Below are 13,822 nucleotides of genomic sequence, written 5' to 3'. Positions count from 1 at the left end.
CAGAACACCGCCTTCGGCCTCGGCTCCTACACCGAACTGCCCTCCTCCAACCCCGCCGTCCTCGCCTTCCTGCGCGAGTACGAGGACGACCTGGTGCTGTGCGTGCACAACTTCTCGCGGTTCGCACAGCCGACGGAGCTGGATCTGAGCGCCTTCGAAGGACGGCATCCGGTCGAACTGTTCGGCGGGGTCCGCTTCCCGGCCATCGGTGAGCTGCCGTACCTCCTGACCCTCGCGGGGCACGGCTTCTACTGGTTCCGGCTGCGCAAGGACGCCGTGTAGAACGCCCGCCGAACCCGGGCGGGGCGGTTTCCACCGCCCCGCCCGGGGCACCGCATCAGTAACACCCCCGACCCCCCGGGGAAAGGACGCGACGCCCATGTCGGAAGCCGTCATCCATACCGCCACCACAAGTCCCGGCCTCCTTGCGTCGCTGGACCCCCTGCTGCGGGAGTGGCTGCCGCGGCAGCGCTGGTTCGCGGGCAAGGGACGTCCGGTCACCGGGTTCTCGCTGGTCGCGGCCACCGAGCTGGTCCCGACCGGCGGAAAGCTGAGCCTGCACCACCTGCTGGTGCGCGCCCACCAGCCGTCCGCGCTGGGCGGCCCGGCCCACCCGGGTGACACCTACCAGCTCCTGATAGGCGAGCGCGAGGCGCTGCCACCCCGGCTGGCGCCCGCGCTCATCGGACACGCGCAGGACGGCCCGTTCGCCGGTCACACGGTCTACGACGCCCTGTACGACGCCCGGCCCGCCGAACTGCTCCTGGAGGCCTTGCGCACCGGGGCGAGGATCGGCGGGCTGCGTTTCGAGCGGGACGCGCACCAGGAGATCCGCGACGGACTCGTCCCGCGCCTGATGACCGCCGAGCAGTCCAACTCGTCGATCGTCTACGGAGATACGTTCATCCTGAAGCTGCTGCGCCGGATCGTGCCCGGCGTGAACCCCGACCTGGAACTGCCGCTGGCGCTGGCCCGGGAGGGCTGCCCGCGGGTGCCCGCGCCGACGGGATGGCTGCGGGCGGAGCTGGCCGGCCAGTCGTACGTCCTCGGCGTGCTGCAGCCCTTCGTGCAGGGCGCCTCCGACGGCTGGGAGCTGGCGCTGCGCGAACTCGCCAAGGGTGAGGACTTCAGCGCCGAGGCGCGCGAGCTGGGCCGGGCCACCGCCGAGGTGCACACCGCGCTCGCCCGGGCGCTGCCCACCGTCACCCTCGGCCACAGCCAGGTGGACCTGCTGGTCGACGGCATGATCGAACGCCTCGACGCCGCCGCACAGGCGGTACCCGCGCTCCGGCCGTACGCCCCGGGGTTGCGCTCCGCCTTCACCGCGCTCGCCGACCTGGCCGCCGAGGGCCGCACCTGGACCGCCCAGCGCATCCACGGCGACCTGCACCTCGGACAGTGCCTGCACTCGCCGGCCGGGCAGTGGTCCCTGATCGACTTCGAGGGCGAACCGTCGAAGCCGCTGGCCGAACGCCGGATGCCCCAGCCGATCGGGCGGGACATCGCGGGGATGCTGCGCTCCTTCGACTACGCGGCGCACTCCGCGGAGGTACCGGTACCGGGCTGGGCGGAGACCTGCCGGGCGGCGTACTGCTCCGGGTACGCGGACGTGGCCGGCCGCGATCCGCGCACCGACCCCGTGCTGCTGCGCGCCTACGAGACGGACAAGGCCGTCTACGAAGTCCTCTACGAGGCGCGGCACCGCCCCGACTGGCTGCCGGTTCCGCTGTCCGCGGTGCGCCGCCTCGCCTCGCCCGACCTGTCCTGACCTCACCCTGCGCCCAGGAGGCACCACCCGTGACCCCCCGCCCCCCGTCCAGCGGTCCGGATCCGAAGAAGACGGCCGAGGAGAGCACCAGCACCGCGCAGCCGGCCGCCGCGCAGAAGAAGAGGTCCGTGAGGAAGAGCGTGGAGAAGAGCGCGGAGAAAGGGCTGGAGACGGCCCGCAAGGCCGTGAAGAAGGCCGCCGAGAAGACGGTCGAGACGGTCGAGACGGCGACCGGGGAGAAACCTCCGGCGAAGAAGACGACGCGGAAGACCCCGGCGGCCGGGGCCGCGGCGACGAAGACGGCCGCGAAGAAGACCCCGGCGACCCAGGCCGCAGCGGAGAAGACGGTCGCGAAGAGGACGGCGGCCGCGAAGAAGGCCGTGGCGGAGAAGGCCGAGGCGAAGAAGACGGCGGCCGGGACCACCGCGGCGAAGAAGTCGCCGGCGCGGAAGGCCACGGCCGAGAAGACGGCCAAGAAGACGGTGGCCAGGACGGCGGCCGTCTCCAGCACTCCGGAGACCAGGACGGTCGTCGCGAAGAAGGCCACGGCGAAGAAGGCCGTGACGAAGAAGGCGGCCACGAAGAAGGCGACGGCGGGGACGGCTGTACCCGTGGCGGCTGCTGCTGCGGCGGCCGGGGCGGCTGCCGGTCCGGCGGACGCGGTGAAGAAGGCCGTCACCAAGAAAGCCGTCACGAAGAAGGCCGCTCCAACGAAGGCGGCGGCGGCGAAGAAGGCAGCGGCCGAGCGGGCGGGGGCCGAGACGGCGGCAGCCGCCACGGCCGAGACGGCCGTTGGTCCGAAGGACACGGCCAAGAAGGCCGTGACGAAGAAGGCGGCCGCGACGAAGGCGACCGCCAAGACGACCGTCGCGAAGAAGACGACCGTCGTGAAGAAGGCGACAGCCAAGAGGACGCCCGCCACGGAGGCGCCCACCAAGAAGGCGACAGCGAAGAAGGCGACAGCCGAGCCGGTCACCCCGGTCGAGCCGCTCACGGCGGCGGACGCCGTGACGGCGCCGGCGGAGGCCGTGGCCGCGCCGGCGGAGGCCGTGGCCGCGCCCGCCGAGGCACCCGCGCCCGTCCCCGTCCCCGCCGGGGACTCCGGCGACGCGCCGGCCCCCTTCTCCCCCGCCCTGGACGTCGGTGACCGGTGGCGGCTGCTCGACGGGGCGCACCACGCCCCGCACTCCGTGCTCGGCGCGCACCCGGCGCCCGGCGGCGGGATCACCTTCCGGGCGTTCCGGCCGTACGCCCTGTCGGTGGCGGTCGTCGTCGGCGAGACGCGGACGGAGCTGCACGACGACGGGGAGGGGTTCTTCTCCGGGGTGCTGCCGCTCGACACGGTCCCCGAGTACCGCCTGCTCGTCGCCTACGAGGAGACGGTCCAGGAGACCGAGGACGCCTACCGCTTCCTGCCCGCGCTCGGTGACCTGGACCTGCACCTGCTCGGCGAGGGCCGGCACGAGGAGCTGTGGAAGGCGCTGGGCTCCGAGCCGATGACGCACCAGGGTGTGGACGGCACCCGCTTCACGGTGTGGGCGCCGAACGCGCGGGGTGTGCGGGTGGCCGGCACCTTCAACTTCTGGAACGCCACCGGCCACCCCATGCGCTCGCTCGGCGGAACCGGTGTGTGGGAGCTGTTCGTGCCCGGCGTCGGCGAGGGCGAGCTGTACAAGTTCGAGATCACCCGGCCCGACGGTTCCAAGACGCTGCGGGCCGACCCGATGGCCCGCCGCACCGAGGTGCCGCCGCTGACGTCGTCGGTCGTCCACACCTCGCGTCACGTCTGGCAGGACGAGGAGTGGCTGGCCCGCCGCGTCGAACGGCCCGCGCACAAGGCGCCGTTCTCGGTGTACGAGGTGCATCTGCCGTCCTGGCGGCCGGGGCTCACCTACCGGGAGCTGGCGGAGGAACTGCCGTCGTACGTCAAGGACCTGGGCTTCACGCACGTCGAGCTGATGCCCGTCGCGGAGCACCCCTTCGGCGGGTCCTGGGGCTACCAGGTCACCGGGTTCTACGCCCCCACCGCGCGCCTCGGCGACCCCGACGACTTCAAGTACCTCGTCGACGCCCTGCACCGCGCCGGCATCGGCGTGATCATGGACTGGGTGCCCGCCCACTTCCCGCGGGACGCCTGGGCGCTGGCCGAGTTCGACGGCCGCCCGCTGTACGAGCACGAGAACCCGCTGCGTTCCGCCCATCCCGACTGGGGCACCCTGGAGTTCGACTACGGCCGGCGCGAGGTGCGCAACTTCCTCGTCGCCAACGCCGTGTACTGGTGCGAGGAGTTCCACATCGACGGCCTGCGGGTGGACGCCGTCGCCTCCATGCTCTACCTCGACTACTCGCGCGAGCCGGGCCAGTGGGTGCCGAACGAGCACGGCGGCCGGGAGAACCTGGACGCGGTGGCGTTTCTGCAGGAGATGAACGCGACGGTCTACCGGCGGGTCCCCGGCGTGGTGACGATCGCCGAGGAGTCCACGGCGTGGGACGGCGTCACCCGGGCCACCCACCACATGGGTCCGGGCGGCTTCGGCGGCCTCGGCTTCGGGCTGAAGTGGAACATGGGCTGGATGCACGACTCGCTCGGCTACATGAGCCACGAGCCGGTGCACCGCAAGTACCACCACCACGAGATGACCTTCTCGATGGTGTACGCCTACAGCGAGAACTACGTCCTGCCGATCTCCCACGACGAGGTCGTCCACGGCAAGGGCTCCCTGGTGTCGAAGATGCCGGGCGACTGGTGGCAGCAGCGGGCCAACCTGCGCGCCTACCTGGCGTTCATGTGGGCCCACCCCGGCAAGCAACTCCTCTTCATGGGGCAGGAGTTCGCCCAGGGCACCGAGTGGTCCGAGGCGCGCGGCCCCGACTGGTGGCTGCTCGACGCCGAGTACGGCGCGCAGGCGGACCACCGGGGTGTCCAGAACCTGGTGCGCGACCTCAACACCGTCTACCGGCACACGCCCGCGCTGTGGGAGCAGGACACCGATCCAGCCGGTTTCCAGTGGGTGGTCGGCGACGCGTCCGAGGACAACGTCTTCGCGTTCCTGCGCTACGACACGGACGGCAGCCCGCTCCTCGCGGTGTCGAACCTCGCGCCCGTGGTCCGCCACGAGTACCGGCTCGGCGTCCCGGACGACATCCCGGCCTGGCACGAGACCCTCAACACCGACACCGCGAAGTACGGCGGCAGCGACGTCCACCAGCCGGACCCGCTGAAACCGGAACCCCAGGGCTGGCACGGCCGCCCCGCGAGCATCAGGCTCACCCTGCCGCCCCTGTCGACGGTGTGGCTGCGCCCGGCCTAGTGCCGTGACCGGCTCACCCGGCGGCGGTCGAGCCCGTCCGGCGCTTGAGGACGAGGCCCTTCGGGCCGAAGGGGGGTCGGGGGGCACGGCCCCCGGGGACGGGAAGGGGCGGCGGGGGCGAGACCCCTCGTCGCCCCCACGCCCCTCTACGCACCACCGGCGGCACCGCCACCGCCGTCGGCGCCCACCCCCGCCTCCCCCAGAGCCGCCGGCAGGCGCCCCGTGTGCAGCACCCCTACCCGCTGCGTGGCCCGCGTCAACGCCACGTACAGATCACTCGTCCCGTACCGCCCCGGCTCCACCACGAGTACGGAGTCGAACTCCAGCCCCTTGGACTGCCGCGGGTCGAGCAGGACGACGGTCCGGGTGAGGTCGGGCTCGGCTCCCGCGGTCACCCCGTCCAGCCGCGCGGCCAGCTCGCGGTGCAGGTCACGGGGGGCGATGACGGCGAGCCGGCCCTCGGCCGGGGTCAGTTCCTCGACCGCCCCGGCGACCGCGCCGGGCAGGTCGTCGGTGGCGCGCACCCACGGCTTCACCCCCGTCGACCGCACCGAGCTCGGCGGTTCGAAACCGGGGTGCTCCGCGCGGACCACCGCCGCGGCGAGGTCCATGATCTCGGCGGGCGTACGGTAGTTGACGCCGAGCCGGGCGTGCTCCCAGCGGTCGCCGACGTACGGTTCGAGGATGCCGGACCAGGAACCGACGCCCGCCGCCTCCGCCGTCTGGGCGGGGTCGCCGACCAGCGTCATCGAGCGGGTCGGGCTGCGCCGCATGAGCAACCGCCAGGCCATCGGCGACAGTTCCTGCGCCTCGTCGACGATGATGTGCCCGAACGCCCAGGTGCGGTCGGCCGCCGCGCGCTCGGCGGCGCTGCGGTGGTCGTCCTCCTCGTGACGCTCGGCGAAGCGTTCCGCGTCGATGATGTCGTGCGCGGACAGGATCTCGGAGTCCTCCTCCTCCTTGTCGTCGAACTCGTAGGTCCGCGAGGCGAAGGAGACGTCGAGGACGCCCTGGGCGTAGGCGATCTGCGTCTCGCGTTCGCGTTCGGCGCGTGCCCGGGCCACCCGGCCGTCCTCGCCGAGCAGTTCGGCCGCCTCGTCGAGGAGCGGCACGTCCGCCACGGTCCACGCCCGGGTCACAGGGCGGCGGACGGCGTCCGCGTCCTCGGCGTCGAGGTGGCTCTCGGGGGCGGCGAGGAAGTCCGCGAGAAGTCGCCGCGGGGTCAGCCGCGGCCACAACTGGTCGATGGCGGACCACACTTCGGGATTGTCGGCGAGTTCGTCGCGGATCTGGGTGATGTCGCTCGGGTCGAGGAGGTTGGAGCCGTCGTAGGGGTCGGTGCCGATGCGTTCGGCGACCATGTCGGTGAGCGTGTTGAGGATGTGCCCCTCGAAGTGCTCGCGCGCCACGTTGTGCGGCAGGTTCGCCTCCCGGGTGCGTTCGCGGGCGACGCTCACCAGGCCGTCGTCGAGCATCAGGACCTCGCGGTCGTGCTCGATGGTGATCACCGGGTCGGGCAGCGTCTGCCGGTCGCGTACGACGGCGGCGAGGACGTCCGCCATGGCGGCGCGGCCCTTGACGGCGGCGGCCCGCGGTGTGTCCGTCGCCGTCGCCTTCACGCCGGGGAAGAGCTCACCGACGGTGGCGAGGAGTACGCCGGTCTCGCCCAGCGAGGGCAGCACCTCCCCGATGTAGCCGAGGAACGCCGGGTTGGGGCCGACGATCAGGACGGCCCGCTTGGCGAGCAGTTCCCGGTGCTCGTACAGCAGGTACGCCGCCCGGTGCAGGGCGACGGCCGTCTTGCCGGTGCCCGGGCCGCCCTCGACGACCAGCACCCCGCGGTGCGGGGCGCGGATGATCTCGTCCTGTTCGGCCTGGATGGTCTGCACGATGTCGCTCATCCGGCCGGTGCGCGCCGAGTCGAGCGCGGCGAGCAGCACGGCGTCGCCGGTCGGGTCCTCGTGTCCGGTGCGCTCCTGGTCGCCGAGGTCGAGGATCTCGTCGTGCAGGGCGGTGACCCGGCGCCCCTCGGTGGTGAGGTGCCTGCGCCGGCGCAGACCCATCGGGGTGTGGCCGGTGGCGAGGTAGAAGGGGCGGGCGACGTCGGCCCGCCAGTCGATGAGCATCGGGGTGCGCTCGGCGTCGTCGACGCGCAGGCCGATCCGGCCGATGTGGTGGCTGACGCCCGAGGTGAGGTCGACGCGGCCGAAGCAGAGGGAGCCGTCGACCGCGTTGAGCGCGGCGAGCAGTCCGGACCGCTCGGCGACCAGGATGTCCCGTTCCAGGCGGGCCTGCATGGGCGTGTTGCCCTGGGCGAGCGCGTCCGTGACGGCGCCCTCGGTGTCACCGCGCAGGGCGTCCACGCGCGCGTACAGCCCGTCGATGAATTCCTGCTCGCGCCGCAATTCACTGTCAGGAAAGTCGGTGTTTGACAATTCCACTCCCGCCCGGATATACTGTGCTCACTGAACTTATTGCGACCGAATTCCAATGAAGTCGCGAACCATTGAATATACGCAGAGAAATCCCCCGAGCGCAATTGCTCGGGGGATTTCTCATGCCCGGGTTCTCGTGTCCGGGCGGGACGCGGAGCGCCAGGCTCACAGAACGTCCGACAGCTCCTCCAGGAGCCGGCGCTTGGGTCGCGCCCCCACCATCGACTTCACCGGCTCGCCGCCCCGGAACACCATGAACGTCGGCATCGACAGCACCCGGTAGGCGTTCGTCGTCGTCGGATTGGTGTCCACGTCCAGCTGGACGACCTTGAGCCGCTCGCCCTCCTCCGCGGCGAGGGCGGTCAGCACCGGCCCCATCTGCCGGCACGGCGGACACCAGTCGGCGGTGAACTCCACCAGCACCGGCCGGTCCGCCCCGATCACCTCGGCCTCGAAGTCCGCGTCCGTCACCTCGGTCACGCCCGCCGCTTTGATCATCGTGTCCACCCTCCCAGTTCACACCCGGGCTCCGGACCTCCCGGAGCCAGCGCCTCGGCCGCCAGCTCGTCACGGGCCTGCTCGGCCCGCTCCAGCTGCTCGCCGACCTTCGCCCGTACGTCTCGCAGCTCGCCGATCAGCGCGTCGAGCTCGTCGAGCTTGCGCCGGTAGACCGCGAGCGAGGCGGGACACGCGTCGCCCTCCGGATGCCCGGCCCGCAGACACTCCACGAAGGGCCGGGTCTCCTCCAGGTCGAACCCGAAGTCCTGGAGCGTCCGGATCTGCCGCAGCAGCTTCAGGTCGTCCTCGTCGTACGTCCGGTACCCGTTGCCGCCCCGCCGTGCGGGCAGCAGCCCCCGGGACTCGTAGTACCGCAGCGTCCGCGTCGTGGTCCCGGCCCGTGCGGCCAGCTCGCCGATTCGCATACCGACGAACGTAAGCCTTGACCCCGACGTCAAGGCAACAGCGCCGGCGCACGGAAAGGGCCGCCCACCGAGGCGGGCGGCCTGCACATCCGTGGCACGACCAAGGAAGGAGGAAGGGAGGGGGGAAACCGGGCGACCGAGCCACGGGGGAGTACTCGGCCGCCCGGAGACGGTGGGGCGCAGACCGGCGGGCCGGGGGGCGGCAGCCGGCCCCGCCTCAGGCTCGGGCGAGTTCCTTCTCGCCGCCCTGCTCGGGCACACCGGCGGTCGTGTCGTCGGCGTCGTCGTCCAGCAGCGTCTTCTCGTCGAAGGGGAGCTGCCCGGCGAGCACCTGGTCGACGCGCTCGCGGTCGATCTCCTTCGTCCAGGTGCCGATCAGGACCGTGGCGACCGCGTTGCCCGCGAAGTTCGTCAGGGCGCGGGCCTCGCTCATGAAGCGGTCGATGCCGACGATCAGGCCGATGCCGTCCACCAGCGCCGGCTTGTGCGACTGGAGGCCGCCCGCCAGCGTGGCCATGCCCGCGCCGGTCACGCCGGCCGCGCCCTTGGAGGCGACGAACAGGAAGAGCAGCAGCGGGATCTGCTCCCCGACCGACATCGGCGTGCCCATGGCGTCGGCGATGAACAGGGACGCCATGGTCATGTAGATCATGGTGCCGTCGAGGTTGAAGGAGTAGCCGGTCGGGACGGTGATGCCGACCACCGGCTTGCTGACGCCCAGGTGCTCCATCTTCGCGATGAGCCGGGGCAGCGCCGACTCGGACGAAGAGGTCGACAGGATCAGCAGGAACTCACGGCCCAGGTACCGGAACAGGGTCAGGATGTTGAGGCCGGCGACCAGCCGCAGCAGCGTGCCGAGCACGATGAAGACGAAGAGGAAGCAGGTGGCGTAGAAGCCGAGCATCAGCACGGCGAGACTCTTCAGGGCGTCGACGCCCGCGGAACCGACGACGGCCGCCATCGCGCCGAACGCGCCGACGGGCGCCGCCCACATCACCATCGCGAGGATGCGGAAGACGAGCCGCTGGATGTGCTCGACCCCGCGCAGCACCGGCTGTCCGGCCGGGCCCATGGCCTGCAGCGCGAAGCCGGTGAGCAGCGCGATCAGCAGGGTCTGGAGCACCTCGCCCTCGGTGAAGGCGGAGACGATCGTGGTCGGGATGACGCCGAGCAGGAAGTCGGTGGTGTTCTTGGCCTCCGCGTCGACCTGCGCGTGCCCGACGTCCTTGATCGCGTCGGTCACCGCGAGGCCGGTGCCCGGCTCCAGGATGTTGCCGACGACCAGGCCGATGGCCAGGGCGATCAGCGACATGACCGTGAAGTACAGCAGGGCGATACCGCCGACCGCGCCGACCTTGGCGGCCTTGCGCACCGAGCCGATGCCCAGCACGATCGTGCAGAAGATGATCGGCGAGATCATCATCTTGATCAGGTTCACGAAGCCCGTACCGAGGGGCTTCAGCTCGACCGCGAAGTCCGGCGCGACCAGACCGACGGTGATTCCGATGGCGACCGCGACGATCACCGCGATGTAGAGATAGTGGGTGCGGTCCCGCTTGGCGCGGGGTGCGGCGGATGCCGTATCGGCTGCGCTGGTCACGGCGGCCCTCCTTGACGACGTCGTCGGCCTTACCGGCGTGCGGCTCACGTCCGGGGGTTCAGGGGAATGCCGTGACTATCTCCCGGCCTGTGAAGGCGGTCACCCTTCCGTTCATTTAGTTCACACCGACATCGGAGGCAGACTGACGCCATGCGCATCCCCGTCCCCCGGCCCCGCAGCCTCGCCGGCCAGCTCTTCGGCATGCAGGCCGTGCTGATAGCGGTCCTGGTCGCCGGCTACGCGCTGTTCACCTACGTCAGCGACCGCAGCCAGGCCGAGGACGCGGCGGGCCGCCAGGCGGTCGCGGTGGCCCGGTCGGTCGCGGACGCCCCCTCCGTCCGGGCGGCGATCGGCACCGCCGCCCCCTCGGCCGCCCTCCAGCCGTACGCCCTGCGGGTGCAGCGGGACACCGGGGTCGACTTCGTCACGATCATGGACCCGCGGGGCATCCGCTGGACGCACCCCCGGCCCGACCAGATCGGCCTGCACTTCCGCGGCAACATCGACCGGGCGCTGCGCGGCGAGACCTTCACCGAGACGTTCACCGGCACCCTCGGCGCGTCGGTCCGGGCGGTCACCCCGGTCGAGGACGACGACCGGCGGGTCATCGGCCTGGTCAGCGCCGGCATCAAGGTCGAGGCGATCAGCAAGCGGGTGCAGGGCCAGGTGACGGCGCTGCTCGCGGCCGCGGCCGGCGCCCTCGCACTGGGCGCGTTCGGCACGTACGTGATCAACGCCCGGCTGCGCCGTCACACCCACGGCATGAACGCGGCCGAGCTCAGTCACATGCACGACTACCACCAGGCCGCGCTGCACGCCGTACGCGAGGGGCTGCTGATGCTGGACGGGCAGTACCGTGTGGCGCTGATCAACGACGGCGGACGGGAGTTGCTGGGGGTGGGAGGTGACGTGGTGGGCAGGTCCGTCGCGGACCTCGGGCTGCCGGCCCCGCTGACGGGGGCGCTGCTGGCGTCCGGGCCGAGGGTGGACGAGGTGCTGCTGACGGCGGACCGGGTGCTGGTGGTGAACACCTCGCCGGTGTCCGGCGGAGAGCGCCGGGGCACGGTCGTCACGCTCCGTGATGTCACGGAACTCCAGTCCCTGATGGGCGAGTTGGACTCCGAGCGCGGCTTCACCCAGGCGCTCCGCTCGCAGGCGCACGAGGCGGCGAACCGGCTGCACACGGTCGTCTCGCTGATCGAACTGGGCCGGGCCGAGGAGGCCGTGGACTTCGCGACCGCGGAGCTCGAACTGGCCCAGACGCTCACCGACCAGGTGGTCTCGGCGGTCGGCGAGCCGGTGCTCGCGGCCCTGCTGCTCGGCAAGACCGCGCAGGCCAACGAGCGGGGTGTGGAGCTGGTGGTGTCCGAGGACAGCAGCCTCGACGACGGTCTGCTCCCGGCGTCCCTGTCCGCCCGGGACCTGGTGACGATCCTCGGCAACCTGATCGACAACGCGGTGGACGCGGCGCAGGGCAGCGTGCCGGCACGGGTGACGGTGACGGCTTTCACGGATCACACCGATCACACGGATCACACGGGCGGTTCCTCGCTCGTGCTGCGGGTGTCGGACACCGGCGCGGGCGTCGACCCGGCCCACACCGAGGCGGTCTTCCGGCGCGGCTTCTCCACGAAACCGGCGGGACCCGGCGGCCGGGGCCTCGGTCTCGCCCTGGTCCGCCAGGCGGTGCACCGCCACGACGGCACCCTGTCGGTCACGGCGGCCGACGGGGGCGGCGCGCTGTTCGAGGTCCGGCTCGGACTGGGCGGGGACACGGAGGGGGCGGCGGGGCCCGGGACGGCCGGCACCCCCGGGGCGCCCGCCCGGACCGGCCCGGCCGGGCGGGCCGCCGTGGGCGGCAGTTCCTCGGGAGGCGACGCATGACGACCCAGCAGCCCATCCGTGTCCTGGTCGTCGAGGACGACCCCGTCGCCGCCGACGCCCATGTCCTCTACGTCGGCCGGGTGCCGGGGTTCGTGGCCGTGGGCAAGGCGCACACCGGCGCGGAGGCACGCCGCGCCCTGGAGCGGACGGCGGTGGACCTGCTGCTTCTGGACCTGCACCTGCCGGACGTGCACGGGCTCCAGCTGGCGCGCTCGCTGCGGGCGGCGGGGCATCAGGCGGACGTGATCGCGGTGACGTCGGCCCGTGATCTGGCGATGGTGCGGGAGGGCGTGTCGCTGGGCGTCGTGCAGTACGTGCTCAAGCCGTTCACGTTCGGCACACTGCGCGACCGGCTGATCCGTTACGCGGAGTTCCACGCGGCGGCGGGCGAGGCCAGCGGCCAGGACGAGGTCGACCGGGCGCTCGCGACCCTGCGAACACCCGGCCCGGTGGCGCTGCCGAAGGGCCTGAGCGCGCCGACCCTGGAGCGGGTGACGGTCGCGCTGCGGGACAGCGCGGAGGGCTTCACGGCGACGGGCGTCGCGGAGACGGTGGGGATCTCCCGCATCACGGCCCGGCGCTATCTGGAACATCTGGTGGACGGCGGCCGGGCGGAGCGCAAGCCGCTGTACGGCCAGGTGGGCAGACCCGAACTGGTGTACCGCTGGGTGCGGGCGACGGGCCCGGCCCGCTGAGATAAGCCCCCGGCCGTCCTGCGCGAGGGTTCGGTTTGCGCCGCGCTTTTCCGGCGTCCGGGCGGCATTCCGCCGGGCCGGCCCTGCCGTACGCCTCTTCGACGTCCGTCACCGTGCGCGACCGGCGCGGTCGCCGACCGTCGTGGAGTACGGCCGGCCGGGCGACGGCGGACGCGGGCGAATATGCCGCCCCGCCTTGCCATTCGCCGGTTGCGGGAGGATCGCGCCCCGGTCCGGGCGCCCGTCGGGCCGTTCGGCACCGCGTTCGACACCCACCCCGTCCGGGCGACGGACGATCTCCGGCCACTTCCCGGGCACGGCCGGAACCGTACGTTCCTACAATGCGTGATCCTGGCCGAACAGACCGTAGTCACCGCGTCCCGGCGGGCCTACCTTGTGGGCCGTGCGCCGAACTTCAGCTCCGCCGAACAAGCCCACTCCCCCCTTCGACGCCCCCGCCGCCCGCAGACTCCGCACCGCCCTCGGCATGGGACCCCAGCACGTCGCCTACGGCATGCGCGCCTCCTACGGGCTCGCGCATGTCACCCCGGACCTCGTCCTCACCTGGGAACGCGGCACCACCGCACCCGTCGGCCTCGAACTCACCGCCCTGGCAGGCGTGTTGTGGTGCTCCCCCGGTGAACTCCTCGGCAGGCCGCGGACCCTGCGCGAGCACCGCGTCGCGCACGGCCTGGCACCGGACGACGTCGCCCGCACCGTCGGCCTGGAACTCCTCGCCTATCTCCACATGGAGGACAACGACGCGTGGCGCGGCACCGAGCGCCAGTCCGCCGCGCTCGCCAGGCTGCTCGACCTCTCGCTCCCCGACTTCGTCACCGTCACGGGACGCGACGCCCGACTCGCCGAACTCCTGCGCGGCGCCGTGACCACCCGCTGGCAGGCGTACGTCCGGCCGCTCGCGAAAACGGTGCCCCTGGACCGGCGGCTCCTGGAGGACACCCTCCGGGAGCTGCACCAGGACTACCAGGGGCAGATGGCCGCCACCCTCAGCTGGGGCGGCGGCACGGCGGCGAACGCGTCGGGCGACGCGGGCCGGGACTTCCTGGCCGGGATCATCGACCGCTTCTGGACGACCGTCCGGGACAACACCGGCTAGTGCCGTGACCGGAAGGGTTTGCCGGGAAGCTCGCGGCGTCCGGTGCGGTGCATCGCAAGGCGGAGCATCGCCCGCGTACTGGATGTACT

10 protein-coding genes are annotated in these 13,822 nt (G+C 72.3%); 6 read left to right on the top strand and 4 right to left on the bottom strand.

The genetic code is table 11. The annotated features are described in order from the left end of the window. The 3 genes from ABZT03_RS40315 to glgB form a co-directional block, all read left to right on the top strand. Window positions 1-282: alpha-glucosidase C-terminal domain-containing protein (locus tag ABZT03_RS40315; protein ID WP_356048670.1), on the top strand; the 282-nt coding region annotated here is incomplete at its 5' end. A 97-nt stretch (window positions 283-379) separates the two neighbouring features. Next, window positions 380-1,768 carry a maltokinase gene (locus ABZT03_RS40310; RefSeq protein WP_356048668.1) on the top strand — a complete coding sequence of 463 codons (1,389 nt, stop codon included), beginning with the start codon at window positions 380-382 and terminating at the stop codon, window positions 1,766-1,768. Window positions 1,769-1,797: 29 nt separating this feature from the next. Next, a complete protein-coding gene (gene glgB / locus ABZT03_RS40305; protein ID WP_356048666.1) occupies window positions 1,798-5,079 on the top strand; it encodes a 1,4-alpha-glucan branching enzyme in 3,282 nt (1,093 codons plus the stop codon). A 146-nt stretch (window positions 5,080-5,225) separates the two neighbouring features. On the opposite strand, the gene ABZT03_RS40300 is transcribed toward glgB, so the two are convergent. From ABZT03_RS40300 to ABZT03_RS40285, 4 genes are all read right to left on the bottom strand, one after another. Further along, entirely contained in the window at window positions 5,226-7,484 is a 2,259-nt protein-coding gene (locus tag ABZT03_RS40300; RefSeq protein WP_356048672.1) for a UvrD-helicase domain-containing protein, read from the bottom strand. 195 nt (window positions 7,485-7,679) lie between these two features. Beyond that, window positions 7,680-8,012 (bottom strand): thioredoxin domain-containing protein, encoded by a 333-nt coding sequence (locus ABZT03_RS40295; protein WP_356048664.1) that lies wholly within the window; start codon window positions 8,010-8,012, stop codon window positions 7,680-7,682. Next, window positions 8,009-8,437 carry a MerR family transcriptional regulator gene (locus ABZT03_RS40290; RefSeq protein WP_356048662.1) on the bottom strand — a complete coding sequence of 143 codons (429 nt, stop codon included), beginning with the start codon at window positions 8,435-8,437 and terminating at the stop codon, window positions 8,009-8,011. The genes ABZT03_RS40295 and ABZT03_RS40290 overlap by 4 nt, the downstream gene beginning before the upstream one ends. A gap of 217 nt (window positions 8,438-8,654) precedes the next feature. Next, on the bottom strand, window positions 8,655-10,037 hold the full coding sequence (locus ABZT03_RS40285) for a cation:dicarboxylase symporter family transporter (protein WP_356048660.1): 1,383 nt from the start codon (window positions 10,035-10,037) through the stop codon (window positions 8,655-8,657). 150 nt (window positions 10,038-10,187) lie between these two features. Between ABZT03_RS40285 and ABZT03_RS40280 the strand changes: the two genes are divergently transcribed. From ABZT03_RS40280 to ABZT03_RS40270, 3 genes are all read left to right on the top strand, one after another. After that, window positions 10,188-11,921 carry a sensor histidine kinase gene (locus ABZT03_RS40280; RefSeq protein WP_356048658.1) on the top strand — a complete coding sequence of 578 codons (1,734 nt, stop codon included), beginning with the start codon at window positions 10,188-10,190 and terminating at the stop codon, window positions 11,919-11,921. Further along, window positions 11,918-12,616, top strand: a complete 699-nt coding sequence (locus tag ABZT03_RS40275; RefSeq protein ID WP_356048656.1) for a response regulator — start codon at window positions 11,918-11,920, stop codon at window positions 12,614-12,616. Before ABZT03_RS40280 ends, ABZT03_RS40275 begins: the two co-directional genes overlap by 4 nt. A 403-nt stretch (window positions 12,617-13,019) precedes the next feature. Further along, window positions 13,020-13,733: an XRE family transcriptional regulator gene (locus ABZT03_RS40270; RefSeq protein ID WP_356048654.1), complete on the top strand. Its 714-nt coding sequence runs from the start codon at window positions 13,020-13,022 to the stop codon at window positions 13,731-13,733. The last annotated feature ends 89 nt before the right edge of the window (window positions 13,734-13,822 follow it).

This window comes from Streptomyces sp. NPDC005574, from assembly GCF_040605435.1.
Lineage (GTDB): Bacteria > Actinomycetota > Actinomycetes > Streptomycetales > Streptomycetaceae > Streptomyces.
This window is presented reverse-complemented; position numbering and strand designations above follow the sequence as displayed.